The sequence below is a fragment of the Micromonospora sp. NPDC020750 genome, assembly GCF_044334565.1.
Lineage (GTDB): Bacteria > Actinomycetota > Actinomycetes > Mycobacteriales > Micromonosporaceae > Micromonospora.
This window is the reverse complement of the sequence record NZ_JBIRTH010000001.1, coordinates 351,199-376,622: the sequence shown is the minus strand read 5'-3', so window position 1 is coordinate 376,622 and position 25,424 is coordinate 351,199. Positions and strand designations below refer to the sequence as shown.

Below are 25,424 nucleotides of genomic sequence, written 5' to 3'. Positions count from 1 at the left end.
CACACCCCTTAATAGGTAGACGGTCTATGTGTAGGCTCCCTACTAAAAGCGAGCCTACCCCCGGAGAGCGGCCATGGACTCCCTGCTCCTCGCCCGTCTGCAGTTCGCCACGACCACCTCGCTGCACTTCCTCTTCGTCGCCGTCACGCTGGGGCTGGTCACCCTGCTCGTCGGGCTTCAGACCGCCTGGGTGCTCACCGGCAACCCGGCGTACGAACGGCTGACCCGGTTCTGGGGCCAGCTCTACGTGATCAACTATGTGCTCGGCATCGCCACCGGGATCGTGATGGAGTTCCAGTTCGGGCTGAACTGGAGCGGCCTGTCGCGCTACGTCGGCAACGTGTTCGGTGCGCCACTGGCGATCGAGACCCTGGTGGCGTTCTTCCTGGAGTCCACGTTCCTCGGCATGTGGATCTTCGGGTGGCACCGGCTGCGCCGGGGCGTCCACCTCGCACTGCTGTGGGGCGTGGCGCTGACCGCGTACGCCTCGGCGTTCTGGGTCATGGTGGCGAACTCCTGGCTCCAGCACCCCGTCGGTTACGAGCTGCGCGACGGGGTGGCCCACCTGACCGACTTCGGCGCCCTGCTCACCAACCCCACCCTCGGAATGGCGTTCGGACACGTGGTCGCCGCCGCCCTGCTCACCGGCGGGATGCTGATGGCCGCGGTGAGCGCCTGGCACCTGCTCCGGCGTACCCCCGACTTCGCGCTGTTCCGCACCTCGCTGCGGATCGGGCTGGTCACCGCGGCGCTCGCGGTCAGCCTGGTGCTGGGCTTCGGATTCGCCCAGTTCGGGCCGGTCGGGCAGGCGCAGCCGACCAAGTTCGGCGGCGGCGCGGGCCGGGACGCCCTGGTCGCCGAGTGGACGGCCAGGTTCGGGCCCGGCGACTACGCCCCGCCCGTGCTGGCCGACGTCGGGCTCGGTTTCATGATCATGATCGGCATGCTGCTCTGCTGCGTCTGGCTGCTGCTCCCACTGCTCTGGCGGGACTGGATCATCCGGCTCCGCGTCCCGCTCTGGATCACCCTGGTGGCACTGCCGCTGCCCTTCGCGGCGGTGCTGCTCGGCTGGATCGCCCGCGAGGTGGGCCGCCAGCCCTGGGTCGCGTACGGCCTGCTGCCCACCGGGCGGGCGGTCTCCCCCGTCGGGCCGGGCGTGATGCTCGCCTCGCTGATCGGCTTCACCCTGCTGCTCGGCGCGCTCGCCGTCGCCAACGGGGTGCTGTTCGCCCGGCACGCCGCCAGGGGCGCCGCCGACCCGCCACTCGGCCGCCCGCCCGCCCCGGCCCCCGAGCCGGTCCGCCCCGTGTCCGTCCTCGCCTGAGGGAGCCGCCGTGGAACTCGCCTGGTACGCCCTGCTCGGCCTCTTCTTCGCTGCCTACCTGGTGCTCGGCGGCTACGACTACGGTGTCGGGCTGCTGCTCGCCCGAGGCGGCGGCCCGGACCATCGGGCGGCGCTCACCGCCGTCGGCCCGTTCTTCCTCGGCAACGAGGTCTGGCTGGTGGCCGCGGCCGGCATCCTGTTCGGCGCGTTCCCCACCCTGGAGGGAGAACTGCTCTCCGGGTTCTACCCGGTCGTCGCCGCCGCGCTGGCCGGGGTGGTCACGGTGACCGTCGGCGTGCAGTTGCGCAGCCGCCCGACCGACGGCCGGGCGCGGGCCGCCTGGGACCGGGTGGTGGTCGCCGGCAGCCTGCTCGCCGCGCTCGGCTGGGGCGGGCTGCTCGCCGGTCTGCTCCAGGGCGTGCCGCTGACCGCCGCCGGGCACGTGGCGGGGCTCGGGCACGTGGCCACCCCGTTCGTGGCCGCCGCCGGGGTCGCGATGGTGGCCCTGGTGGCCGTGCACGGTGCGACCTTCCTCACCCTCCGGCTTCCGGCCGCCGACGCCGCGCCGCTGGCACGTACCGCCCGCAGGCTGGTCGCGGTGGCGCTCGCCGCGGTCGCGCTGGCCACCGTCGCGGGCGGCCTCTCCGATCGGGTACGCGCCGCGACGCAGCGCCCGCTTTTCGCCGTACTGCTGCCGTTCGTGCTGGTCACGGCGCTGCTGGTGGCGCGGGCGGCGCTCGCGCGGCGGCGGCCCGGGGTGGCCTTCGCCGCCACCTCGGCGGCGCTGGCGCTGCCGGTGGCGCTGGTCGGGGCGGCGCTCTGGCCCTACGCGCTGGTTTCCACCACCGATCCGGCGGCATCACTGACGGTGACCGGCGGGGCGGCCAGTGGGCCGACCCTGGCGCTGCTGGGCTGGCTGACGGTGCCGCTCCTGCCGGCCCTACTAGGCTTTCAGGCAATGTGCTGGTGGGTGTTCCGGGGACGGACCGACGGCAGGGCACCGGTGTACTGGTGAACCGCCGTCCCTTCGACCCGCGTCTGCTGCGCCGGGTCCCCGCGGCCCGGCGCGACCTCGCCGTGCTCGCGCTGCTCGGCGGGGCGACGGCGCTGCTGGTCGTGGGGCAGGCGACCGCGCTGGCCATGGTGCTGGCCACCGCGATCGACGGACGGCTGGACCGGCCGGCGCTGGCCGGTCTCCTCGCAGCGGTGGCCGGGCGGGCGCTGGTCACCTGGGCGCAGGGCACGGTGGCGGCGCGGGCCGCCGCGACGGTCAAGGCCACACTCCGGGAGGATTTGCTCGCGGCCGTCGGCCGGCACGGCCCCGGCTGGGTCGCCGGTCAGCGGGCCGGCCAGCTCGCCACCCTGGCCGGGCGCGGGCTCGACGCGTTGGACGCGTACTTCACCGGGTACCTTCCGCAGCTCGTGCTCAGCGTCACCGTGCCGGTGGCCGTGCTGGCCCGGATCGTCTTCGCCGACTGGGGCTCGGCGGTGATCATCGCGTTGACGTTGCCGCTGATCCCGGTCTTCGGCGCGCTGCTCGGCTGGCAGGCACAGGCCGCCACGGACCGCCAGTGGCGACGGCTGTCGCTGCTCGGCGGGCACTTCCTCGACATGGTCGCCGGGCTGCCCACCCTGCGCGCGTTCGGCCGGGTACGGGGGCAGGTCGAGGTGGTGCGCCGGATCGCCGACGGACACCGCGCCGCCACCATGAAGACGCTGCGGATCGCGTTCCTCTCCGCGCTGGTGCTGGAGCTGGTCGCCACGCTGTCGGTGGCGCTGGTCGCGGTGCCGGTGGGCATCCGGCTGCTCGGCGGCGGGCTGGCCCTCTCCACCGCGCTGCTGGTGCTGCTGCTCACCCCGGAGGCGTACCTGCCGCTGCGGGCGGCGGGCAGCCGGTTCCACGCCAGCATGGAGGGGCTGACCGCGCTGGACGAGGCGCTCACCCTCTCCGCGGTCGAGCCGGCCGCCGACCGGGCGGAGCCGTCGCCGGCCCCCGACGGGCGGGGCGAGATCCGGTTCGAGGGCGTCACCGTCGAGTACGAGCGGACGGTCGCGCTGCGGGACGTCACGCTGACCATCCGGCCGGGCGAGCGGATCGCCGTCGTCGGGCCCAGCGGCGCGGGCAAGAGCACCCTGCTCAACCTGCTGCTCGGCTTCGTCGCCCCGACCCGGGGCCGGATCACCGTGGGCGGGGTCGACCTGGCCGGCGTCGACCCGGACGGCTGGCGCAGCCGGCTCGCCTGGGTGCCGCAGCGCGCCCACCTGTTCGCCGCGACGCTGGCCGACAACATCCGGCTCGGCGCGCCCGACACCGGCAACGACGCGCTCGCCGCGGCGGTCACCGCCGCCGCGCTGGACGAGGTGGTCGCCGCCCTGCCCGACGGGCTCGACACGATGCTCGGCGAGCGCGGCCACGGGCTGTCCAGCGGCCAGCGGCAGCGGGTGGCGCTGGCCCGGGCGTTCCTCCGGCACGCCCCGGTGGTGCTCCTCGACGAGCCCACCGCGCGGCTCGACACCGCCAGCGAGGCCGTGGTGCTGGCCGCCACCCGTCGGCTCGTCGCCGGGCGGACCGCCCTGCTGGTGGCCCACCGGCCGGCGCTGCTCGAGGACGCCGACCGGATCCTGCGGGTCGAGGACGGCCGGGTCACCGAGCTGACCCGGGCGACGGTCGCGGAGGTGGCCCGGTGAGCACCGGTCCCGCCGACGGCGCGTCCATTACACCGCCGAACCCGGGCGCGGACGCCGCTGCGGCCCCGCCGCCCGACACGCCGCCGAACCCGGGCGCGGACGCCGCTGCGGCCCCACCGCCTGACGGCCGGAGCGTCCGGGCCGCCGAGCGGACCGTGCTCCGGCTGGCCCGGCCGTACCTGGGGCGGCTGGTCGGGGCGGGGCTGCTCGCCGCCGCCACCGAGTTCGCCGGGCTGGCCCTGATGGCCACCGCCACCTGGTTGCTGATGAGCGCCGCCGGCCGGCCGCCGCTGGACCGGCTCACCGTGGCGATCGTCGCGGTCCGGGCGCTGGCGATCAGTCGGGGCGTGTTCCGCTACACCGAGCGGCTGGCCGGCCACGACGCCGTGCTGCGCATGATCACCGACGTGCGGGCCCGGGTGTTCGCCACGCTGGCGGCCCGGGGCGACGCCGCCCGGGGACGCACCGGGGACGCGCTGAGCCGGCTGGTCTCCGACGTGGAGGCCGTGCAGGACCTGCTGCTGCGGGTGCTCGTGCCCGGGTCGGCCGCCGCCGGAGTCAGCGTGCTGGCCGTGGCCGGGGCCGGTCTCGTCTCGCTGCCGGCGGCCGGGGTGCTGGCGCTGGGCCTGCTCACCGCCGGGGTCGCGCTGCCGCTGGCGGCCACGGCGCTGACCCGCCGGGCCGCCGACGAGGTCGCCCCGCTGCGCGGCGCGCTCGCCACGGACGCGGTCGACCTGACCCACGGCGCGGCCGACCTGGCCGCGTTCGGCGCCACCCGGCAGGCGCTGGCCGCCGCCGGGGGGCGGGCCCGGCGGCTGGCCCGGCTGGAACGACGGCTCGCCGCGACCGGCTTCGCCGTGGACGCGGCCGGGGTGCTGGTCGCCGGGGCGACCGCCGCCGGGGTGGTGGTCGCCGCGCTGCGCGCCGGGGTCGGCGGGGTTCTGGTCGGGGTGCTGGCGGTCGGCTCCCTGGCCGCCGTCGAGGTGGCGCTCGCCCTGGTCGGTGCCGCCCGGCAGCGCACCCAGCTCCGGGCCGGCCTGGTCCGGGTCGCCGCCCTGCTGGCCGCCCCCGAGGCCGGCGCCGCCCCGACCGCCCCCGAGGCCGGTCCCACCCCGGCCACCGCCGACGAAGCCCGCACCGACGAGGCCCCCGTCACGGTGACCGCCGCCGCCCCGCACCACGTGCGCCTGGACGAGGTGACCGTGCGGTACCGGGCGGGCGCGGCACCGGCGCTGGACCGGGTCACCCTGGACCTGCCGGCCGGCCGGCGGGTCGCCGTGGTCGGCCCGAGCGGCGCCGGCAAGAGCACGCTCGCGGCCGTCCTCACCGACACGGTGCGCCCCGAGGGCGGCCGGGCCACCCTGGACGGGGTGGACCTGTCGGCGTACCCGGCGCAGGAACTGCCCCGGGCGGTCGGCGGGCTGCTCGCCGAGGCGTACGTCTTCCACACCACGGTGCGGGAGAACCTGCTGCTCGGCCGGCCCGCCGCCGACACCGACGCGCTGACCGCCGCGACCCGGGCCGCCGGCCTGCTCGACTGGGTACGCGCCCAGCCCGCCGGCTGGGACACCGTGGTCGGCGAGGAGGGCGGGCAGCTCTCCGGTGGCCAGCGGCAACGCCTCGCGCTGGCCCGGGCGCTGCTCGCCGCGCCCGGGGTGCTGGTGCTCGACGAGCCGACCGAGGGCCTCGACCCGGCCGCGGCCGACGCGGTGCTCGCCTCGGCGCTGGCCGCCACCCCGGCCGGGCACTCGGTGCTGCTGATCAGCCACCGGCTCAGCGGGCTGGCCGGCCTCGACGAGATCGTGGTGCTCGACGCCGGCCGGGTGGTGCAGCGCGGCCGGCACGCCGAGCTGATCGCCGCGCCGGGCTGGTACCGGGACCAGTGGCTGCTCCAGGAGGCGGCGGAACGCGGCTACCTGGCCCTGACCCCCCGCCCCTGAGCGCCGACTCCGGGAATCTCCCCGACGCGGACGGGGCACCGCCGTGGCAGGCTCGGTCCCATGTCCCGGTGCGACGTCGTACGCGTGGAGGACCGGCTGCGCGAGCTGGACGACCGGCTGCACGGTCCGCCACGGCTCAAGGCCGACCTGCTGACCGAGGCGCGGCACGCGTTGCAGGACGCCGTCGAGGCGTACCAAAACGGGGGGCTGCCGGCGGCGGAGGCCGAGCGGCGGGCGGTGGCCGAGTTCGGCGACGCCTCCCGGCTCGTCCCGACCTACCAGGCGGAGCTGGCGGCCGGCTCGCTGCGCGGCCTGGCCCTGCGGGTGCTCGCGGTGGCCGGGGTTCTGGTCGTGGCGGGCGACCTGACCTGGAAGGGGTCGAGCTGGAGTGGCGGGTCCGTCCCGCCGGCCGGCTACCGCCTCCTGTCCGCCTCACTGAACGGCCTGTGGATCGCCACCGCGCTGCTGGCGGTAGCCGGGCTGCTGCTGGTGGCCGCCGCGGCCCGATCGGCCCACCCGGCCCTGCCCCGACTCGCCCGGCTGACCGGCTTCGGGCTCACCACCGCGCTCAGCTTCGGCGTGCTGAGCGGCGGGGCCCTGTACGGCTGGTCGATCGGGCTGTGGGAGGCGGCCCTCACCTGGCCCCCAATGATCGTGGGCGGGTCGGTGACCGGTGCCGGCTTCCTCTGGATCGGCCGGGCGGCCCGGTCCTGGCTGCTCGCGGCTCGCTGACGAGGGGCACGGCGACCGGTCACCCGGGGCGACCCGCGACGCGGCCGAGCGGCCGGCAGGCCGAGCGGGGGCGGCCAGCGGCGCGGTCGCGCGGCGGTCAGGCCGGGGCGGCGGGGGTGTCGTCGAGGAACCGGCCCACGGTGACGCTGAACTCCCGCCAGCCGGCCCGCTCGCCGGCCAGCGCCCGACGCCCGGAGTCGGTGAGCTCGTAGGTGCGGCGCTCCCGGCCGTTGACGGTGCTCCAGGCGCTGGCCACGTGCCCGGCCCGCTCCAACCGGCGCAGCGCGGGATAGATCGTGCCGGTCGGCAGGTCGAGACTGCCGTCGCTGCGCGCCCGGAGCGCCTCGATGATCGCGTAGCCGTGCAGCGAGCCCCGCTCCAGCACCGCGAGCAGCAGCGCGTCGAGGTGTCCGTGCAGCGCCTGGGCCTTCATAGGTAGCAACGCTACTTGTCCGCCCGCCCGACCGCCACCGGGGTGCGGGCACCGGCCCCCGTGAGCCGCCCACTAGGGTATGTGCCCAGAGTCACTCGGCGGCCGGAGACGCCGCCGGGTGGGCAACCCGAAGCACACGGAGGTCAGCGTGGCCCGCCAGTCGCCCCAACGGCCCGACGCCGACGAGCCCGAGCTCGACGAAACCGACGGCACCCTCGAAGAGGACGGCACCGTCGATGACGTCGAGGAGGAGGTCGAGCGCCCGTCGGCGCGGGACGTCGACCGCTCGCTCTGGGACGAGGTGCGCATCGACCCGGTGGAGATCGCACTGCCCTCCGGCACCGGCTACACGCTGCGGGCGTACCGGCCGGCGCGGGAGCTGACCCCCACCGACGTCGCCGACCGCGACGCCGACGACCCGTTCCTGGCCCGCCGTCAGGCGATCGAGGTCGACGAGGACGACGACGAGGTCGTGATCCTCGACGAGGAGGTGGCCGCCGAGTTCGCCGAGGCCGAAGAGGAGGAGGAGAACGGCGGGAAGTCCCGACGCCGGGACGCCGACGACTCCTCGACCAAGGCCGACGGGGACGAGGACGCCGAGACCGACGAGGACGACGAGGCCGAGGCCGACGAGGAGGGCGACGAGGAGATTCCGGTCTTCCTCAGCCACCGGGGCAAGCTGCTGCTGTTCAAGACGCCGGAGTCGCTGGTCAGCTTCGTCCGGTCCGGCGCGCCCACCGACATGTCCCAGCTGGACAGCTGGAATGAACTGTCCGATCGGCTGACCCCGGCCGACATCGCGCCCCTCGACGAGGACACCTACGAGCTCGACCTGGTCGTGGAGAACCTGCGCGGCGGACACGACACCTGGGACGCTCCCCTGCTCATCGAGGCCGGTGAGGCGGCCCGGGACGTCGCGTACGCGCTGCGACTGCCCGCTGTGCTGGACATGCTCTCCGCCGGCTCCAGCCTGGACAATCTGGACGAAGCGCTGCGGTCCACGGTCAACGGCGGGATCGGCGGCTTCCTCGGCCGGCGGCGGCTGAAGAAGATCGGGGCGCAGACGGCGAGCCTCGGTTGGCGCACCATTGTCGGCAAGATCTCTGCAGTCGTGGACTGGCGCGACTGACGCGTTCCAGGGAGCATCAGTCACTGGCAGAGAAAGACCTCAGTCCCGGGAGGAGGACGACGCCGTGGCGCTCGTGCGCGTGTACTGCGGTCTGGCCTCAGCGGATCCAGCCGGCCGACCGGCTTCGGCCGGTTCGACGCTGACGTCTGCTGTCGTCGACGACGCAGGCCGGCTGCTCCATGTCTGCGAGATCGGCGACGACCCGGCCGGATACGCCCAGCTGGTCGCCCTGCTCGTGGAGCGGTCGGGCGGGCCGAGCGGTGCCGCGATCGCGGCCGACAGCGATGACCACACGGTCACCGCGCTGCTCAGCGCCGCCGGGCGGCCATTGGCCATCGCCGACGACGACTCGGTGGACGACTTCGCCGAACGGTTCGCCGACGACGACTCGTTGGAGGAGATGCAGTCCCCGCCGGCCGAGCGGCAGGCGGTCGGGCTGGCCCGGGCACTCCAGGCCGGGGCGCTCTCCGCGGTCACCCTGCCGGCACCCCGGGATCTCACCGGCTACAAGCAGGTCCTCGCTGCCCACGCCGCGCTCGCCAGCGGCCGGCACTCCGCAGCCGTGGCGCTGCGTGAGGTGCTACGGGAGCTCTACCCGGCCGCGCTGCGGGCGTACCCGGATCCGGCCGAGCCGGTCGCGCTGGCCGTGCTCGACGCCCTGCCCGAGCCCGGCATGCTGGGCGGCACGATCGCCCGGGGCCGGGAGGTGTCGGTGGCGGCGGACGCCATCGCCGCCCACCTCGCGGCCGACGGGGTGGCCGACGCCGACGAGATCAACGACGCGGTGACCGCCCTACAGGTCGCCATCTCCGAGACCCCACGCCGCGCGGCGGTCAGCCGGGCGCTCACCTCGGCCGTGGCGGAGACGGTCCGCCAGGCGGTCGCCTCGGTGCGGGCCTGCGACGCGGGCTGTGAGGCGCTGGTCAGCGCGCTCGGCGCCCGGGTCACCAACCCGGCCCAGGCACCCGGCCGGCGGGCCGCCGCTCGCCGGGGCGAGCCGGTCGCCGAACTGACCGGCCTCGGCGGCACCGGCACCGGGCTGCGCGCGCTGCGGCCCACCGAACCCGAGCCCGTCGGCCGCCGCAGCCGCCCCGAGCCGATCCCCGGCAGCGGAATGCCGCCCTCGCCCCGGCCCCTCGGCCCGCCGCCGATCGCACCGGAGCCGATCGCCCCGCCGCCGATCGCCCCGCGCCCGATGGCCCCGGCCGCCACCGCCACCCCGCCCGTCTCCGCACCGCCTTCGGCCGGTGAGCCGCGCCGGGTGGTGGACGGCCCGACCAACCGGCCGGTGTCCGCGCCACCGCCACCGCCGCCGGGGATGACCCCGTTCGCGCCGGCCCAGCGCGATCGCGGCTCGGTGCCGCCGGCCGAGGCCGGCGAGCCGTTCCGGCCCACGCTGACGACCGCCGCGATCCAGCACGCCCGGGCGGAGCGGCAACGCACCGTCATCCCGCCCCGGCCGAAGACCACTGGCGAGGGCGCCCGACCCGCCGGCGGGTTCAGCGCCACGGACCTGAGCGTGCCGGTCCCGACCCCGCGGCCCGGCCAGGAGGCCGCTCCCCCGGGCTCGCGGGCGAACTGGCCGCTGGTCAACAACCCCGAGGACCCGTCCGACAGCGCCGCCGACAATCCGGTCGTGCGGTCCTTCGAGGACCGAGGGCCGCGACAGATCGACGGGCCGACGGAACTGGTGCCGACCGACGGTCGGGTCACCCCGCCCTGGCTCGCCGACGACCTGCCTCAGGAGCCGCCGATGCTGCGGCTGGTCGAGCCGCAGCCGCTGGCGGACCGGGCGCTGCGCGAGGGGTCGGCCCCGTCCGGCGACCCACAGTTGGAGACGCCGCCGCTGCGGCTCGTCGATCGCGGGGAGTCCATCCGCGCCGACCGGCCCGCCACGCAGCCCCTCCCGAACCGGCCCGCCACGCAGCCCCTCCCGAACCGGCCCGTGATGGAGCACCGTCCCGACCGACCGGCCATGGAGCACCGGCCCGAGCGGCCCGCCATGGAACACCGCCTCGACCGACCGGCCATGGAGCACCGGCCGGCCCCGGTCCAGCCGCCACGTGCCGCGCCGGTGGAGCGGCGGACTCCGCCGATCTCCGACGAGGGCGACGGCGACCTGCTGATCTTCGCCGCCGCCAAGTCGGCCTGGTTCGTGGGCCAGGACGAAGAGGCCGAGGTCGACTGGTCGAGCACCGCGGACACCGGGTGGCAGGCCGCCGAGCAGGCCGCCCGCCCGGCCGTGGGCGTCGAGACGAAGGCCGGGCTGCCGAAGCGGGTGCCGCAGGCCAACCTGGTCCCCGGCTCACCGCTGCGCGAGGAGCGTCCGCTACGGATCGTCCGCGATGCGGCCAGCCTGGCCGAGAACACCACCGGCTACTTCCGGGGCTGGCGTCGCGGGCAGGAGATCGGCGGCTTCGCGGTCGGCGGGCGTCCGGGACGGGAAGCGGCCGGCGGCTGGGACTTCACCCGGGACACCGGGGACCGCGACGACGACCGGGAGTACGAGTACCGGTCCGCCGGATACCGGTCCTGAGACCCGCACGCCCAATCCGGGCCGCCCGACGCGCCGGTGCGACGTCGGCCCCCTGACCCGCCACGCCCCGTGGCGGGTCAGTCGGCACGCCGGACGGCAGCGGCCCGGGAAGGACCCCGCCACCGCCGCCGTCGGCCCCCGAAAACCGCCTCCGACCTGCGTGTTCATGCCCACAGAAGTTGACGCCGGGTCGCGGCGGCCGGGAACATACCGGACGGTAACGGCCGGCGGCAGGTATCGCCGGGTGGGGAAGGCGACTGGAACATGGCGGCACCGGCGATCGACCCGGGCACACCCAACCGGCGGGGGGTGCTCGCGGCTGCGGCGGGCGTCCTGCTGCTGACCGCCTGCGGGCGGACCGGGGCGCAGGACGGTTCCACCAGTGGCGCCGACCGGACCGACGGTAAGGAACTCGTGCTCGGCGTCAGCCTGGAGCTGACCGGTGCCGGCGCGGCGCTCGGGGTGCCTCAGGAGCGGGCCCTACGGATCAGTCTGGAGTCGCTCAACGCCGACGGTGTGCCCGTCGGCAACCTGCGCCGGACCGTCCGGCTGGAGGTACGTGACAACGCCAGCGACCCGGACCTGGCCGCCCGGCACGCCACCGAGCTGATCCAGCGGGACGGGGCGCACGCCCTGCTCGGCGGGACCGTCACCGAGACCTCCGCCGCCATCGTCGGCGTCGCCCAGCGACTCCGGACCCCGTACGTCTCGCTGGCGTACGGGGACGGGATCGTGCTGCCGCTGGCCCAGCGGACGTACGTCTACAAGCTGACCCCGGACGCCTCCGACGTTGCCCGCCGGCTGGCCCGCCTCATCGCCTCGCAGGGGCGGAAACGGGTTGTGGTGCTGGCGGCGGACGGGCTGCACGGCAACTCGGGCGTACGGGCGATGTCAGCGGCCCTGCGGGCCGTCGAGCTGCGGCCCGTCGAGGTCGTCCGGCTGCCCCGGACCGGCGAGAGCTTCCTGCGGGCCGCGCAACGGGTGGTGGCGGCGGAGCCGGACGCCGTGGTGGTCTGGGGCACCGCCCCCGACACGGGCGGGGCGATCCTGGCGCTGCGCCGGGCCGGCCACCGTGGACCGTTCTACCTGGACGCGGGCGGCGTCGCCGAGGACACCCTGGCCGACGGCAACTCGGCCGCCCTGGAGGGCGCTTACGCGGTGCACCCGATCTGCCTGGGCGGGTCCACCCTCACCAACACCACCACGGCGGCGCTGGCCCGGCGGGACTTCGTGTACCGCTACATCCAGCGACACGGCGGGTTCAGCGGCTTCGCCCCGTACGCCTCGGACGCGCTGCAACTGATCGCCAACGCGTCCCGGTCGGCGGCCAGCGTGGACCGGGGGCGGCTGCGGGCGTACCTGCAGAACCAGGTCACCGAGGGCATCGCCGGGGCGTACGCGTTCGCGCCGATCCGGCACGGCGGCATGGACCGCAACTCCCTCGGCATCTACCGGGTCGACCACGGCGGCTGGGTCCGGGTGTCCTGACCCGATCCGCAAGTCGCCCGAGCGGCCGGCCCCAACCCGCCGGCCCGCCGGGAGGCGGTGCGGATCGGACGGCGAGGCGGGCGGGCGCTCTCGGACAGCCTGCGGGCCGGCGGGCGCTCTCGGACAGCAGGTAGCGCCCGGTGGCCCGGCGGCGTGCCGGTCACCGGGCGCTGCCCGGGCGGATCTCAGGCCGGCGTGACGGCGCGCGAGCGGCGCATCGTCAACACGTACTCGACCAGCGAGATCAGCACGTGCTTCGTCGACTCCCGGTTCCGGGCGTCGCAGGCCACCACCGGCACGTCGTGCGAGATCGCCAGCGCGTCCCGGACGTCCTGCGGGTTGTGGTACTGCATCCCGTCGAAGCAGTTGATGGCCACCAGGTACGGCAGCCGCCGGTGCTCGAAGAAGTCGATGGCCGCGAAGCAGTCGGCCAGTCGTCGGGTGTCGACCAGCACCACCGCGCCGATGGCGCCCCGGACCAGTTCGTCCCACATGAACCAGAACCGGGTCTGGCCGGGTGTGCCGAACAGGTACAGGATCAGGTCCCGGTCGATCGAGATACGACCGAAGTCCATCGCCACCGTGGTCGTCGTCTTGCCCGGCACCTGCCGGGTGTCGTCGACGCCCACGCCGGCCGAGGTCATGATGGCCTCGGTGGTCAACGGAGTGATCTCCGAGACCGAGCCGACCAGCGTCGTCTTGCCGACGCCGAACCCACCGGCGATAACGATCTTCGCCGACGTCACCCGGCCGCTCGGCGCGGGCGGGCGGTGCGACATGTCAGAGCCTGCGAAGTCCACTCAGCACCCTCTCCAGCAGTTCAGTGCCCACCGAGTCGTCGGAGTCGCCCAAAATGGTCGGCTCGTGGACCGCGACCAGGCCGTCCGTCGCCATGTCGGCGATGAGCACCCTAGCCACGCCGAGCGGAAGCTGCAGCCGCGCCGCGATCTCGGCGAGCGACTGTACACGTCCGTCACACAGCGCGGCGATGTACTGGTGTTCACGACCCTGGCTGCCATTGCTGCTGGCAGCGGTACGGCCGCGCACCGTCGTCTCGACGAGCGCTTCCAGGGCGATGTCCAGCCGGGGGCGGGTACGACCGCGGGTCACGGCGTACGGACGGACCAACGCTCCGGTCGGCTCGTCACGATCGACCATCTCGCCGCTCACCTCCCTTCGTCCCTGACACCGGCTGGTCCCTGGAACGGAACCCCTCGTCGTTGTCCTTGCCGCCCCGCCTGACCAACCGGTCAGCGCGTAGGTCAGCCCATCATCCCCACAGCCGCACGCGGCTGCGGGGTCAACGCGTCGCCCACCCGGTCGACCAGGAGGGCCATCTCGTAGCCGACCTGCCCGACGTCGCAGCTGCGAGCTGCGAGCACGGCGAAGGACGAACCGTCCGAGATGGACATCAGGAACAGGAAGCCGTTGTCCATCTCGACCACTGTCTGCAACACCGCGCCGCCCTCGAAGCAACGGGCCGCTCCCTGGGTCAGACTGACCAGACCGGACGCGATCGCGGCCAACTGGTCGGCCCGGTCACGCGGAAGGTCTCGTGACGACGCGAGGAGCAGGCCGTCCGCGGAGACGGCGACCGCATGCGCGACACCGGGCACCCGGTCGGCGAAGTTGGCCAGCAGCCAACCGAGATCCTGCGTAGTTGTCATCGTTGTTGCTCCTTCTGCCCGCTCCCGGCCACCGGACCTGAGCCAGACTGCGAGGATTGTTGCCCTCCCGGAGTCACGTCCGGGCTGGTCGAGTTACCGTCGGGCTCGGTACGCCCGCGCTGCACGCCTCGATGGTAGGCGGAGAGTAGGCCGCGGACCCCCTCCGGCGTACGGCGCTGGGCGGAGACGGCTGGCTTCTCCACCGCGCCCGGCACCAACTGGGCCATCGGCACCCGCTTGGGTAGGCCCTGGCGGGTGGTCTCCGCGACCGGAACCTCGGTCGCCGCCGAGGCGGCCCGCCAGCCGTCGTCGGCCGAGGTCTGCCAGGCGCTGCCTGGCCGGCGGCCCGTCAACGGCCCGTCAACGGGACCGCGTTGGGCGCCACCGCTGGTTGTCAGCCCGTTGTCGCGGGACACTCCTGCGGCCATCGGGATGTCTGCCATCGGTGCGTTACCTGTCGTCCGGGGTCCTGATGTCTGAACGGCCCGGTCGGCGACGTCGACCGCGGAGAACTGCTGGGTCACGGCGCTGTTGGCCCGGTCCGTGGCTCCGTTGGCCTGCGCCGGCTGGGCGCCCTCCTCTGAGCCCGCCCGGCGGGTGCGGAACCACGCCGACTCGAGCTCCCGGAAGATCGGCAGCTCCATCGTCTCGTCGGCGTACCGCTGCTGGTTCTGGGCCTGCGGGGGCCCCGGCTGGCCCGGGGCCGGCTGGGCGACCGGGGCGTACGGCCCTGGCGGCACGTCGGTGCGCGGCACCCGTGGCAGTTCCGTGGTCATGTCCAGGGCGGCGGCGAGGCGCTCGGGCACCGGCGGGGTGGCCGGCTCCCGCGCCGGCTGGGCCACCGGCGGCCAGGCCGGCGGAGCGGTCGGCCCCGGGGCCGACGGCGTCGGCCGGCTCGGCAGCGGCGGCGGCGCGGAGAACGGTTGACCGGAGACGGGCGCTGCGGAGTACGGCTGGCCGGAGACCGGCTGGCCTGGGAACGGGGCGGCCGAGACCGGCTGGCCGGAGACCGGCGCGCCCGAGACCGGAGGGGCGGAGACCGGCGGCGGGGTCCAGCCCCGGGCCTCCGGGCTGCTCGGCAGCTGCCGAGGTATCACCGGCTGCTGACCCGTGCTGTCCGGGTCGGCGTCGCCGGGGGCACGCCGTTGCGGCAACGGGTCGATCGGCTGCCCGTTCGAGGTGCGCGGGCCGCGGGTGTCACCGCCGCTGACCCCGCTGGCCCCCGTCAGGTCGGACCAGGCCGGCATCGACCGGACGGAACCGCCGGCCGGGGCGGGCGTGCCCTGTCCGTTGCGCGAGGCCGGGTCGAACGTCCGGCCGCCCAGGGTGACCTGGTTGCCGGAGTGCCCCGGCCGCTGCGTGGGCGCGGAAGCCGACGGGCCGCCGCCGAAGGCGGCGAAGGCACCCAGGGTCGGGGGTGCCCCGGCCGGCTGCGGGCCGGGGGGCAACGCGGACGGCTGCGGGCCGGGGGGCAACGCAGACGGCTGCTGGACCCGGCCGGAGAGCGCGCGGGGCACCAGGACCGAGGTGGGCAGGGTGACGTCGGCGACGGTGCCTCGGTCGGCTCCGGGCCGCAACTCGACCCTGACCCCGTGTCGGGACGCCAGTCGGGCGACCACCACCAGACCCATCATCCGGGAGACGGCCACGTCCACCTGCGGCGGCGTGGCCAGCCGATCGTTCAGCTCGTTGAGCTGGTCGCCGCTGATGCCGATGCCCCGGTCCTCGACGTAGAGGGAGGCGCGGTCGCCTACGCGGCGGGCCTCCACCATCACCTGCGAGTCCGGCGGGGAGAAGGCGGTCGCATTGTCGAACAGCTCGGCGACCAGGTGGACCAGGTCGTTGACGGCGTGCGCGGCGACCTCGATGTCCCGGTCGATCACCCCGAACTCGATCCGGGTGTAGTGCTCGACCTCGGACTGGGCGGCCCGGAGCACGTCGATCAGCGCCGCGGGCTCGCGCTGCACGCGGGTGGAGTCGGCACCGGCGAGCACCAGTAGGTTCTCGTCGTTACGGCGCATCCGGGTGGCCAGGTGGTCGAGCTGGAACAGCTCGGCCAGCCGGTCCGGGTCCTCCTCGCCGCGCTCCAGCCGGTCGAGGTGGCCGATCAGCCGGTCGACCAGGATCTGCGAGCGGCGGGCCAGGTTGACGAACATGGTCGCGACGGACGCGCGCAGCGCGGCCTGCTCGGCCGCGGTCCGGACGGCTTCCAGGTGGACCGCGTTGAACGCCTCGGTCACCTGACCGAACTCGTCCTTGCTGCGGACCGGCAGCGGCTCGGCGATCTGGTTGGCCAGCTGGACCGGGGAGAGCTGGTTGGAGAGCTTCGGGTCGCGCAGGCGGGCGACCGCCTGGGGCAGCCCGTGCCGGGCGATCTTGTGTGCGCCCTCCCGCAGGTCGCGCAGTGAGCGGGCCATCGACCGGGCGACGAGGTAGGCGAAGAGGATGGCCAGCAGCAGCATGCTGAGCAGCAGTCCGGTCTGGACGAACACCGTGCGCTGCACGTCCGAGCGCAACCCGTCGGCCTGCCGGACCACGTCGCCGTCCAGCTTCGCCTCGACGGTGCGGATCAGCTTGGCGTTGGCCACCATGGCCGCGTCCCACTGGTCCGCCGCGAACGGCGCCTCGGTCATGCTGCCGTTGATGTTGCCGTCGATCCAGCCCGTGTAGTTCTGCGCCTCGCGCCGGTCACCGCCGGATACGGTCTGGTCGTGCAGGTCCGCCTCGGCGGAGTTGGCGACCGCCTTGAAGCTCTGCAGCGCCTGCTGCTGGCCCGTGCCGCTGGCGATGTAGTCGGTGCGCAGCACCGGGGTCAGCTCGCGCTGGATCAGCGCGCGGTGCACCACGACCCGGCGGACCGAGAGGTATTCCTTCTCGCGGGCGACGGCGGCCGAGGCCCGCATCCGGTCGCTCAGGTCGTTGTCGCCGGCGAGCTGGGTGGCGGAGTCGCGGACGGCGAGCAGGTCGTTGATCAGACCCTCGTACGCCTGCATCGCGTCGATGATCTTCAGCTTGCCGTTGAACACCTGGCTGCGGGTGCCGGGCAGGTCCTTCAGGTTCTGGTCGATCCCGTCGAGGAGGCCGTCCAGGCTGGCCGGCAGGTCCTCGATCTTGTCCCGCTGTTGCAGGTAGGGCCTCGTGTCCTGGTCCACCTGGCCGTTGACCCGGTTGTACGACTCCTGGTACCGGGCCCTGGACTGCTCGCCGTCGGCCCCGAGCAGCAGCACCGCCGAGGTGCGCTCGTCCTGGAGGCTGTTGACCAGCTTGCCGGAGTGGCCGACGAGGTTGGCCAGGTCGCCGGAGCGGTTGGCGTTGCCGAGGGTGTCCAGGTTGTCGACGAGGCCGCTGGTACCGACGACCACCGTCGCGATGGTCGGCACGATCATGATGAGACCGAGCTTTGACCAGATCGGCATGTCGCGGAGTCGGCCGGCCGGCCGACGCAGTCGCGACAGGAAGGAGCCCGCCGTCTTCGGCCGTTTGCTCACGTCACCGCCCTCGCGATCACAGCGTCCGCGCGTTGCCCCGGGCAACGCCCAGCGACCGACCCGGTGGGTCGGACCTCCGAGATTCCATCACGCCGTGTTCCAAAGAGAAAGCCCAGGTTGGCGGTTGCCGGGGGTGTGATGAGATGTTGATGCAATTTGCTCGCAATCCGTCTGGCCGGAGTCACACAAAGTAATGGATCATCCGCACCGCGTCGTCCTGCTCGCCGGCCCATCCGGCTCCGGAAAGTCGTACATCGCGCAACGAACCGGGCTCCCGGTTCTATGCCTCGACGACTTCTACAAGGACGGCGATGACCCTACGTTGCCGCGTCAGAACAACCTCGTGGACTGGGATTCACCGCGGTCGTGGGACGCCGAGGCGGCCGTGGAGACCATTGCCAGACTGTCCCGGCACGGAAAGGCCGAAGTGCCGGTTTATGCGATCGGTGCGGACCGCCGGGTGGCCACCCGGCCATTCGAGGTCGCCGGGTCGCCATTCTTCATCGCCGAAGGAATCTTCGCCGCCGAGATCGTCGAGGAATGTCGACGCCGAGGGCTGCTCGCCGGGGCGTACGCGCTGCGCCGCCCGCGGGGGACCACCTTTCTCCGTCGACTCACCCGTGACCTCGCCGAACAGCGCAAGGCCCCCGGCGTACTGCTGCGCCGAGGGCTGGCCCTGCTGCGCGCCGAGCCTGCGGTGCTGCGCCGGCAGGCGGGGCTCGGCGCGCACCCGGCCCCGGCCGGCGAGGTGCTGCGCCGGGTGGCCGACCTGCTCGCCGGCCACCCGCACCACCACTGATCAGCCCAGCAGCTTCGCGTACGCGGGCTTGATCACCTCGTCGATGATCGCCAGCCGCTCGTCGAACGGGATGAAGGCGCTCTTCATCGCGTTGATGGTGAACCACTGGAGTTCCTTCCAGCCGTAGCCGAAGGCGTCCACCAGCAGCGCCATCTCCCGGGACATCGAGGTGCCGCTCATCAGCCGGTTGTCGGTGTTCACCGTCGCCCTGAAGCGCAGGTCGCGCAGGAGCCCGATCGGGTGCTCGGCGATGGACGCCGCCGCCCCGGTCTGCACGTTCGACGACGGGCACAGCTCCAGCGGGATCCGCTTGTCCCGCACGTACGCGGCCAGCCGGCCGAGCATCGGCGGTTCGCCGGGGGTGATGTCGTCGACGATGCGCACCCCGTGGCCGAGCCGGTCCGCGCCGCACCATTGGATGGCCTGCCAGATCGACGGCAGACCGAAGGCCTCGCCGGCGTGGATGGTGAAGTGGAAGTTCTCCCGCTGGAGGTACTCGAAGGCGTCCAGGTGCCGGGTGGGCGGGAAGCCCGCCTCCGCGCCGGCGATGTCGAAGCCGACCACCCCGGCGTCCCGGTGCCGGACGGCCAGCTCGGCGATCTCCTGCGACCGGGCGGCGTGCCGCATCGCGGTGAGCAGTGTGCCGACCCGGATCGGGGTGCCGGCCTCCGCGGCCAGTGTCGCGCCCTCGGTGAACCCGGCCACGACGGCCTCCACCACCTCGTCCAGGGTCAGGTCCCGCTCCAGGTGCTGCTCGGGGGCGAACCGCACCTCGGCGTAGACCACCCCGTCGGCGGCCAGGTCCTGGGCACACTCCCTGGCCACCCGCCGCAGTGACGACGGGGTCTGCATGACGGCGACGGTGTGCGCGAACGTCTCCAGATAGCGCTCCAGGGAGCCGGAGTTGGCCGCCTCGACGAACCACCGGCCCAGCGACTCGGGGTCGGTGGTGGGCAGCTCGTGACCCACCTCGGCGGCCAGCTCGACGATTGTCGCCGGCCGCAGGCCGCCGTCGAGGTGATCGTGCAGCAGCGCCTTCGGGACCTTGACGATGTCCTCGTAACGAATTGTCGCGACCATGCTGAGACCCTAGTCGGCCCCGCCGGGCCCGCCTATGGACCGGCGGCGATCGGCGGTCGGCGTGCCGCCGGTCCGGGCCGGGCCGGCCCCGTGGTCTGGCCCGGCCGGGCATCCGGGCCGCCCGACCGGACCGGCCCGCCCGGCCGGACCGAAAGGCCGGCCGGGACCGAGAGGCCGGCCGGGACCGAGAGGCCGGCCCCACGCCCGGTCAGGGACGCCAGCCGTACACCCGCTCGACGGCGAGCCGGAGCACCAGCCGACCGTCGGCGACCATCACCGCCCGGTATTCGGCCCAGTCGGGGTGCTCGCCGCGGATCCGCCGGTAGACCTCGACCAGCTCCTCGACGGTGGCGTCGTCGGGCGCCACGGCCGGCGGGGTCGCCGTGACCACGCCCTCCGCGACCGCGTACGCCCCGCCGTCGGCGGTGGCGACGTGCAGGCTGGCCCGGGGGTCACGGCGCAGGTTGCGCACCTTGGCCCGGTCGGCGGTGGTGGAGCAGCGGATCAGGCCGGGCTCGGCGAGGAAGTCGAGGTTGGACAGCTGGGGCCGCCCGTCGCGCCGCAGGGTGACCAGCACGCCCCGGCCGCGCTCCCCGAACAGCTCCCACAGCCGGGCGTTCACGCCGGCACCCGCGGCGGGGTGCGGGCGGCGGCCAGCCGGCTCGGCAATCTGGTTGACATGTCACCTACATTAGGAGGCGGATCGATGACATGTCAACCAGATGGCTAGGATGGCCGGCATGGAACGACCACGCTGGCTCGACGAGCGGGAGCAGAGCGCCTGGCGCGGATACCGGCGGATGCGCCGCCTGCTCGACCTGGAGCTGGCCCGCGAGCTGATGCGGGACGCGGGGCTCTCCGAGCCCGACTACGACGTCCTCTCCGACCTGGCGGAGACGCCCGACCAGCGGCTGCGGCTCAGCGAGCTGGCCGACCGGATGCTCTGGTCGCGCAGCCGGCTCTCCCACCACCTGACCCGCATGCAGCAGCGTGGCCTGGTCACCCGCGAGGAGTGCGCGGCCGACGGGCGGGGCGCGGTCGTCGCGCTCACCGCCGAGGGCCGACGCGCCGTCGAGGCGGCGGCCCCCGGGCACGTGGCGGCGGTCCGCCGGCACCTCATCGACCTGCTGACCCCCGACGAGATCGCCGCGCTGGACGCGCTCACGCACCGGGTGGTCGACCACCTGACCGACGAGGGCCGGTCGGTACGGTGACCCCGGTGACCGATCCCCGCATCGTCGACCGGCTGCGCTGCCCGGTCTGCGCGGAGCCACTCGCGGAGGCCGTCGCCGGGACCGGCCGGGCGTTGCGCTGCCCGCGCCGGCACAGCTTCGACGTGGCCCGCCAGGGGTACGTCAACCTGCTCGCCGGCCGCGCCCCGCACGTCGGGGACACCGCCGAGATGGTGGCGGCCCGCGCCGACTTCCTGGCCGCCGGCCACTACGACCCGGTCTCCGCCGCGCTCGCCGAGGCGGCCCGCGACGTGCCGACGGGGGCGGCGGACGGGGCGTACCCGCTGGTGGTGGACGCCGGCGCCGGGACCGGCCGGCACCTCGCGGCGGTGCTGGCGGCGCTGCCCGACGCCGTGGGTCTCGCCCTCGACGTGTCCAAGCCGGCGCTGCGCCGGGCGGCGCGGGCCCATCCGCGCGCGGCGGCGGCCCTCGCCGACACCTGGCAGCGGCTACCGCTGGCCGACGGCAGCGTCGCCGTGCTGCTCGACGTCTTCGCCCCGCGCAACGGGGCCGAGTTCCGCCGGGTGCTGCACCCGGCCGGCGCGCTGCTGGTGGTCACCCCGGCCGAGGACCACCTCGCCGAGCTGGTCGACGCGCTCGGCCTGCTGAGGGTCGACCCGGCCAAGGCCGACCGGGTCGCCGGGAGCCTGGCCGGCCAGTTCGACGAGGTCGCCACGACGGTGCTGCGGTCCCGGCTGGAGCTGACCCACCCGGAGGTGGCCACCCTGGTCGGGATGGGGCCCAGCGCCTGGCACGCCGACCCGGCCACCCGCGCCGCGCGGACCGCCGTGCTGCCCGAGCCGGTCGGGGTGACCCTCGCGGTCCGGCTGAGCGTGCACCGTCCCCGCTGAGCGGCTCAGGTCGACAGGTCGACCTCTTCCCAGCCCGGCGGCTCGTCGTGGTACTGCCCCCGCAGGACCACGGCCCACTCCAGCGCCCACCGGCGCTGCCCGATGGCGTTCGCGTCGACCAGCCCCGGCAGCGACCGGCCGGACCGCTCCAGCTCCAGGTACGCCCAGTCGAGGCAGTAGTGCAGGTCGAGCAGGGCCGCCGCGTCGGCCGGGTGCTGGGGCGCGGCGAGGATGCGGGAACGCCACTCGGTGAACGTCTCCCCCGCGGCGATCTGCGGCAGCCGCTCCACCAGCCGGTCGTCCACCGGCATGGTCGGGTCGAGCTGCTTGGTCAGGCCGAGCACCCAGGACAGGGAGAAGAGCGCGTCGTGGTGCAGCACGAACGACCGGTGGTCGCCCCGGCCGCCCATCACGAACTGCCCCTCCGGCGGGGTGACCATGTCGACCAGGTGCGAGGCGAGCAGCCAGCTCATCGCGGCCTGCGGCGGCATGCCGAAGCACCGGGCCAGGATCAGGTGCAGCACCGCGATCCTGGCCTCGATCTCCACGGTCGGCCGCAGCTCGATCTCGTCGCCCGGCTCCCACACCAGGGGGAACTGGCTCGGGGGCAGGGGCAGCCCCAACCGGGACAGCTCGTCCAGGCTGGCCTCTCGGACCTCTCGCGGGTCGGGGGCGGGTATGCGCACGGCTCAGATCCCTGTCAGTCGCATCGGCTCAGCGCTGGTCGTCCCCCGTGGCCTGGGAGAATAGCCGGTCCCGATGGGCTTCACCACGGCCCCCCGTCGCTCGGCCGGCTCAGCCGATCCGCTCGATGACCAGCGGCTTCGTGGCCGGGGCGGTGGCCGAGATCCGTACCGCGCGGGCCGCCTCGGCCAGCGCCGCCGGGATCCGGGCGGCGTGCTCGGCGCGCAGCTCGTACAGCGGCTCGCCGGCCCGCACCGGGTCGCCGGGTCGCTTGTGCAGCACCACCCCGGACGGCACGCTGATCGGGTCCTCCTTGCGGGCCCGGCCCGCGCCGAGCCGCCAGGCGGCCACCCCGATCGCGTACGCGTCGACCGAGGAGACGAAGCCGTCCGCGTCGGCGGTGACCACCTCGATCTCGTTCGCCGTGGGCATGGGCGCGTCCGGGTCGCCACCCTGGGCGCGGATCATCGTCCGCCAGGAGTCCATCGCCCGGCCGTCGCGCAGTGCCGCCGCCGGGTCGGCGTCGGGCAGCCCGGCCGCGTCGAGCATCTCCCGGGCCAGGGCCAGGGTCAGTTCCACCACGTCGGCGGGGCCGCCCCCGGCCAGCACCTCGACCGACTCGGTCACCTCGACCGCGTTGCCGACGGTCAGCCCGAGCGGGGTGGACATGTCGGTGAGCAGGGCGACGGTCCGCACCCCGTGCGCGCCGCCCAGCTCGACCATGGTGCGGGCCAGCTCCCGGGCGTCGTCGACGGACTTCATGAACGCACCGGAGCCGACCTTCACGTCCAGCACCAGCGCGCCGGTCCCCTCGGCGATCTTCTTGCTCATGATCGAGCTGGCGATCAGCGGGATCGCCTCCACGGTGCCGGTGACGTCGCGCAGCGCGTACAGCTTGCGGTCGGCCGGGGCCAGGCTGTCGCCGGCCGCGCAGATCACCGCGCCCACCTCGCGGAGCTGCCGGATGAACTCGTCGTTGGTCAGCGCGGCCCGCCAGCCGGGAATCGACTCCAGCTTGTCCAGCGTGCCGCCGGTGTGCCCGAGCCCCCGCCCGGAGAGCTGCGGCACCGCGCCGCCGCACGCCGCGACCAGCGGGGTGAGCGGGAGGGTGATCTTGTCACCGACGCCGCCGGTGGAGTGCTTGTCGACGGTCGGCCGGTCGACGGCGGACAGGTCCAGCCGCTGCCCGCTGGCAATCATCGCGGCGGTCCACCGGGCGATCTCCGGCGCGCTCATCCCGCGCAGCAGGATCGCCATGGCCAGCGCCGACATCTGCTCGTCGGCCACCAGACCCGTCGTGTACGCGTCGACCACCCAGTCGATCTGGGCGTCGCTCAGCACGCCGCCGTCCCGCTTGGCCCGGATGACGTCGACCGCCGTGAAAGCACTCACCGTTGAGTTCCTCTTCTCGTCCTCGCAGCTTCCGGGCCGCGGCCCGCCACCACCCGGCTCAGCCCGCCCAGCGGACCGGCACCTCCATCGGCGGCTCGCCCTCGCCGGCCCAGAAGATGGTGCCGGTCGCGTCGACCACCACCACGCGCGGGGTGCGGGCGTGACCCCAGGCGATCGCCTCGGCCGAGTCGCCCCAGCTGGGGCCCTCCTCCAGCACGCCGGTCTCGGCGCCCTCCGTGTCCCCGGCCGACCGCTCCCAGTACGCCGTCCACACCTGCTGCCCGGCGGACAGGTCCGGGTGCACGAAGACGCTGCCCCGCCCCCGCCAGGCGGCCAGCCGGTCCGGCACCACCGGCACCGGCCGCTCGCCGGTCACCGCCTCGATGTCGGCCACGTCGAAGGCGTGCGGCAGCAGCTCGGCCATGCTCAGCGGGCCGTCCTTGGCCTCGACCAGGCACTGCGGACCGCCCTGCTCCCAGAGCAGCTGCCGACACCGGCCGCACGGCATCAGCGGCTCGCCGGTGGCATCGACGCAGGAGAGCGCGACGATCCGGCCCCCGCCGGTCGCGTGCAGCGAGGAGACCACCCCGCACTCGGCGCAGAGCACCACGCCGTACGCGGCGTTCTCGACGTTGCAGCCGACCACGATCCGGCCGTCGTCGACCAGGGCGGCGGCCCCGACCGGAAACTTCGAGTAGGGCACGTACGCGTGGCGCATCACCTCGGTGGCGGCGGCCCGCAGCCGCTCCCAGTCGATGTCGGTCATCCCGCCATTCTGCCCAATTGGCGCCGGTCAGGCACGGGCAGGGCACGCGGACGGCGGCCCGACTCAGCCGACGGCCAGATCCGCCAGCCGCCCGGGGGTCACCTCGGTCAGGTTCGCCGCAGCTGCGCCGAGGTCGGCGGCGGGCACGTCGATGCCGGGGTCGACGTACACCAGCACCTCGTTCCTACGGACGAGATGGACCGGGTCGTCCCGCTCGACGCGTACCCAGTGATCCGGTCCGACAGGTCGGCACGGCGGCGCGCTCGCCGGGTCGGCGGTGGGCTGGTAGCGGTCGAGTTCGTCGGTGGTGGGCCCGCAGTGCGTGGGCGGCGCGAAGCCCGTCGGCACGGGTACCACGACGATCGTGAACCAGAGCTCGCCCCTGTGCATCGACACCGAGAGCCTTCGGTCGCCACGGTTGGCGTGAGCGGCGACGACCTGGTAGCCGTCCACCCGCGTCACCAACAGAGGCAGCCCGAGCTGGGAAAACTCCTCCTCCAGGTTGGCCCGCCGCGCCGTACCGTGAAGGACGGGGAAGAACCCGTACGGCGCCAGCAGCAGCGCCACCGCCGCGACGACCTGGACGGCCACCGGCAGCCGACGGATTCCCAACAAAACGCCCCCAGCGAAGCCGACCGCGCCGAACACCGCGGCCAGCCCGGCGGACGGCGGCGTCCAGCGCGGCTGGAACGCCTCGTAGAGCAGGAGTGCGTCGGCTGTGACGATGGCCCCGAAGAGGGCCGACGGCACCGCCCGGTCGGCACCGGACACCCACAGCGCCAGCCAGACCAGGGCGGTCACGACCAGCGGCCCGACGAGGAGCATGGGCTGTCGCCAGGTCAGGCAGTCGCCGATGGTCTCTGGCTCGCAACTCGCGAAGAGCAGGGCCTCGGTACGCCACAGGGACGCGAGCACAGCCGCCCCGAGCGCCCCCAGTGCCCCAGCGAGCGAGGCCGCTCGGATCATGCGCATCTCTTCCCCTTCGAGCCGTGGAGCCCGGCTGAAGGACAGCCGGGCTCCACGTGACGTCACCAGCGGCAGCCATACATATCCATGTACCCGTTGAGGGTACGGGCGTAGGCGAAGTTGCCGTCCTGGTTGGGGTGCAGCGTCTCCATGCTCGCAGGCTGTACCGGGTCGCCGTCGTCGTCCGTCAGCAGATCAGGCACCACGAACCCGTTCAGGTACGGCGGGA

At 74.5% G+C, this 25,424-nt stretch carries 22 protein-coding genes and 1 pseudogene; 11 read left to right on the top strand and 12 right to left on the bottom strand.

Going from position 1 to position 25,424, the window contains the following annotated elements; translation table 11 throughout:
• Nucleotides 1-73 precede the first annotated feature (73 nt).
• From ACH4T9_RS01850 to ACH4T9_RS01830, 5 genes are all read left to right on the top strand, one after another.
• Entirely contained in the window at nucleotides 74-1,324 is a 1,251-nt protein-coding gene (locus ACH4T9_RS01850) for a cytochrome ubiquinol oxidase subunit I (RefSeq protein WP_396669309.1), read from the top strand.
• Between the two features lie 10 nt (nucleotides 1,325-1,334).
• Nucleotides 1,335-2,339, top strand: coding sequence for a cytochrome d ubiquinol oxidase subunit II (locus ACH4T9_RS01845; protein ID WP_396669308.1), 1,005 nt, complete (start codon nucleotides 1,335-1,337; stop codon nucleotides 2,337-2,339).
• Nucleotides 2,336-4,012, top strand: coding sequence for a thiol reductant ABC exporter subunit CydD (cydD, locus tag ACH4T9_RS01840; RefSeq protein ID WP_396669307.1), 1,677 nt, complete (start codon nucleotides 2,336-2,338; stop codon nucleotides 4,010-4,012). The genes ACH4T9_RS01845 and cydD overlap by 4 nt, the downstream gene beginning before the upstream one ends.
• A gap of 155 nt (nucleotides 4,013-4,167) precedes the next feature.
• On the top strand, nucleotides 4,168-5,952 hold the full coding sequence (cydC, locus tag ACH4T9_RS01835; protein ID WP_396669876.1) for a thiol reductant ABC exporter subunit CydC: 1,785 nt from the start codon (nucleotides 4,168-4,170) through the stop codon (nucleotides 5,950-5,952).
• A 60-nt stretch (nucleotides 5,953-6,012) separates the two neighbouring features.
• On the top strand, nucleotides 6,013-6,684 hold the full coding sequence (locus ACH4T9_RS01830; protein ID WP_396669306.1) for a permease prefix domain 1-containing protein: 672 nt from the start codon (nucleotides 6,013-6,015) through the stop codon (nucleotides 6,682-6,684).
• Nucleotides 6,685-6,781: 97 nt separating this feature from the next.
• On the opposite strand, the gene ACH4T9_RS01825 is transcribed toward ACH4T9_RS01830, so the two are convergent.
• Complete coding sequence (locus ACH4T9_RS01825; RefSeq protein WP_396669305.1) at nucleotides 6,782-7,117, bottom strand: PadR family transcriptional regulator; 336 nt, start codon at nucleotides 7,115-7,117, stop codon at nucleotides 6,782-6,784.
• 283 nt (nucleotides 7,118-7,400) lie between these two features.
• Between ACH4T9_RS01825 and ACH4T9_RS01820 the strand changes: the two are divergent.
• The 3 genes and pseudogenes from ACH4T9_RS01820 to ACH4T9_RS01810 form a co-directional block, all read left to right on the top strand.
• Nucleotides 7,401-8,246: pseudogene (locus ACH4T9_RS01820) on the top strand (DNA primase); the annotation flags it as partial.
• Nucleotides 8,247-8,310: 64 nt separating this feature from the next.
• Nucleotides 8,311-10,782, top strand: a complete 2,472-nt coding sequence (locus ACH4T9_RS01815) for a transposase (protein ID WP_396669304.1) — start codon at nucleotides 8,311-8,313, stop codon at nucleotides 10,780-10,782.
• Between the two features lie 264 nt (nucleotides 10,783-11,046).
• The gene (locus ACH4T9_RS01810) at nucleotides 11,047-12,270 is read left to right on the top strand and encodes an ABC transporter substrate-binding protein (RefSeq protein WP_396669303.1); all 1,224 of its coding nucleotides are present in this window, start codon (nucleotides 11,047-11,049) and stop codon (nucleotides 12,268-12,270) included.
• Nucleotides 12,271-12,455: 185 nt separating this feature from the next.
• On the opposite strand, the gene ACH4T9_RS01805 is transcribed toward ACH4T9_RS01810, so the two are convergent.
• From ACH4T9_RS01805 to ACH4T9_RS01790, 4 genes are all read right to left on the bottom strand, one after another.
• On the bottom strand, nucleotides 12,456-13,049 hold the full coding sequence (locus ACH4T9_RS01805) for a GTP-binding protein (protein ID WP_396669302.1): 594 nt from the start codon (nucleotides 13,047-13,049) through the stop codon (nucleotides 12,456-12,458).
• A gap of 1 nt (nucleotide 13,050) precedes the next feature.
• Nucleotides 13,051-13,428 (bottom strand): DUF742 domain-containing protein, encoded by a 378-nt coding sequence (locus tag ACH4T9_RS01800; protein ID WP_387020390.1) that lies wholly within the window; start codon nucleotides 13,426-13,428, stop codon nucleotides 13,051-13,053.
• A gap of 104 nt (nucleotides 13,429-13,532) precedes the next feature.
• Complete coding sequence (locus ACH4T9_RS01795; protein WP_117671056.1) at nucleotides 13,533-13,937, bottom strand: roadblock/LC7 domain-containing protein; 405 nt, start codon at nucleotides 13,935-13,937, stop codon at nucleotides 13,533-13,535.
• Nucleotides 13,934-17,425 carry a nitrate- and nitrite sensing domain-containing protein gene (locus ACH4T9_RS01790; protein WP_396669301.1) on the bottom strand — a complete coding sequence of 1,164 codons (3,492 nt, stop codon included), beginning with the start codon at nucleotides 17,423-17,425 and terminating at the stop codon, nucleotides 13,934-13,936. Before ACH4T9_RS01790 ends, ACH4T9_RS01795 begins: the two co-directional genes overlap by 4 nt.
• A gap of 460 nt (nucleotides 17,426-17,885) precedes the next feature.
• Here ACH4T9_RS01790 and ACH4T9_RS01785 point away from each other — a divergent pair, with 460 nt between their 5' ends.
• Nucleotides 17,886-18,224: a hypothetical protein gene (locus ACH4T9_RS01785; protein WP_387019631.1), complete on the top strand. Its 339-nt coding sequence runs from the start codon at nucleotides 17,886-17,888 to the stop codon at nucleotides 18,222-18,224.
• Here ACH4T9_RS01785 and ACH4T9_RS01780 read toward each other — a convergent pair whose 3' ends face one another.
• Nucleotides 18,225-19,304, bottom strand: a complete 1,080-nt coding sequence (locus tag ACH4T9_RS01780) for an adenosine deaminase (RefSeq protein WP_396669300.1) — start codon at nucleotides 19,302-19,304, stop codon at nucleotides 18,225-18,227.
• Between the two features lie 208 nt (nucleotides 19,305-19,512).
• Nucleotides 19,513-19,926, bottom strand: coding sequence for a PPOX class F420-dependent oxidoreductase (locus ACH4T9_RS01775; protein ID WP_396669299.1), 414 nt, complete (start codon nucleotides 19,924-19,926; stop codon nucleotides 19,513-19,515).
• Between the two features lie 118 nt (nucleotides 19,927-20,044).
• On the opposite strand from ACH4T9_RS01775, the gene ACH4T9_RS01770 reads away from it, so the two are divergent.
• A complete protein-coding gene (locus ACH4T9_RS01770) occupies nucleotides 20,045-20,518 on the top strand; it encodes a MarR family winged helix-turn-helix transcriptional regulator (protein WP_396669298.1) in 474 nt (157 codons plus the stop codon).
• Between the two features lie 5 nt (nucleotides 20,519-20,523).
• On the top strand, nucleotides 20,524-21,387 hold the full coding sequence (locus ACH4T9_RS01765; protein ID WP_396669297.1) for a putative RNA methyltransferase: 864 nt from the start codon (nucleotides 20,524-20,526) through the stop codon (nucleotides 21,385-21,387).
• A 5-nt stretch (nucleotides 21,388-21,392) separates the two neighbouring features.
• Here the strand turns inward: ACH4T9_RS01765 and ACH4T9_RS01760 are convergent, their stop codons facing one another.
• The 5 genes from ACH4T9_RS01760 to ACH4T9_RS01740 all read right to left on the bottom strand — a co-directional run bounded on the left by ACH4T9_RS01760 (nucleotide 21,393) and on the right by ACH4T9_RS01740 (nucleotide 25,398).
• Complete coding sequence (locus tag ACH4T9_RS01760) at nucleotides 21,393-22,073, bottom strand: DUF4272 domain-containing protein (RefSeq protein WP_396669295.1); 681 nt, start codon at nucleotides 22,071-22,073, stop codon at nucleotides 21,393-21,395.
• Between the two features lie 109 nt (nucleotides 22,074-22,182).
• Nucleotides 22,183-23,463 carry a thymidine phosphorylase gene (locus ACH4T9_RS01755; RefSeq protein WP_396669294.1) on the bottom strand — a complete coding sequence of 427 codons (1,281 nt, stop codon included), beginning with the start codon at nucleotides 23,461-23,463 and terminating at the stop codon, nucleotides 22,183-22,185.
• 58 nt (nucleotides 23,464-23,521) lie between these two features.
• Nucleotides 23,522-24,229: a cytidine deaminase gene (locus ACH4T9_RS01750; RefSeq protein WP_396669293.1), complete on the bottom strand. Its 708-nt coding sequence runs from the start codon at nucleotides 24,227-24,229 to the stop codon at nucleotides 23,522-23,524.
• A 63-nt stretch (nucleotides 24,230-24,292) separates the two neighbouring features.
• Nucleotides 24,293-25,201 carry a hypothetical protein gene (locus ACH4T9_RS01745; protein WP_396669292.1) on the bottom strand — a complete coding sequence of 303 codons (909 nt, stop codon included), beginning with the start codon at nucleotides 25,199-25,201 and terminating at the stop codon, nucleotides 24,293-24,295.
• Between the two features lie 56 nt (nucleotides 25,202-25,257).
• Nucleotides 25,258-25,398, bottom strand: a complete 141-nt coding sequence (locus ACH4T9_RS01740) for a hypothetical protein (protein WP_396669291.1) — start codon at nucleotides 25,396-25,398, stop codon at nucleotides 25,258-25,260.
• Between the last annotated feature and the right edge of the window lie 26 nt (nucleotides 25,399-25,424).

Excerpts from the sequence above, each read along its gene's own strand:
- ACH4T9_RS01850 (WP_396669309.1), top strand. The coding sequence starts at position 74 with ATGGACTCCCTGCTCCTCGCCCGTCTGCAGTTCGCCACGACCACCTCG.
- ACH4T9_RS01830 (WP_396669306.1), top strand. The coding sequence starts at position 6,013 with ATGTCCCGGTGCGACGTCGTACGCGTGGAGGACCGGCTGCGCGAGCTG.
- ACH4T9_RS01825 (WP_396669305.1), bottom strand. The coding sequence starts at position 7,117 with ATGAAGGCCCAGGCGCTGCACGGACACCTCGACGCGCTGCTGCTCGCG.
- ACH4T9_RS01810 (WP_396669303.1), top strand. The coding sequence starts at position 11,047 with ATGGCGGCACCGGCGATCGACCCGGGCACACCCAACCGGCGGGGGGTG.
- ACH4T9_RS01805 (WP_396669302.1), bottom strand. The coding sequence starts at position 13,049 with ATGTCGCACCGCCCGCCCGCGCCGAGCGGCCGGGTGACGTCGGCGAAG.
- ACH4T9_RS01800 (WP_387020390.1), bottom strand. The coding sequence starts at position 13,428 with ATGGTCGATCGTGACGAGCCGACCGGAGCGTTGGTCCGTCCGTACGCC.
- ACH4T9_RS01795 (WP_117671056.1), bottom strand. The coding sequence starts at position 13,937 with ATGACAACTACGCAGGATCTCGGTTGGCTGCTGGCCAACTTCGCCGAC.
- ACH4T9_RS01780 (WP_396669300.1), bottom strand. The coding sequence starts at position 19,304 with ATGGTCGCGACAATTCGTTACGAGGACATCGTCAAGGTCCCGAAGGCG.
- ACH4T9_RS01770 (WP_396669298.1), top strand. The coding sequence starts at position 20,045 with ATGGAACGACCACGCTGGCTCGACGAGCGGGAGCAGAGCGCCTGGCGC.
- ACH4T9_RS01750 (WP_396669293.1), bottom strand. The coding sequence starts at position 24,229 with ATGACCGACATCGACTGGGAGCGGCTGCGGGCCGCCGCCACCGAGGTG.
- ACH4T9_RS01745 (WP_396669292.1), bottom strand. The coding sequence starts at position 25,201 with ATGCGCATGATCCGAGCGGCCTCGCTCGCTGGGGCACTGGGGGCGCTC.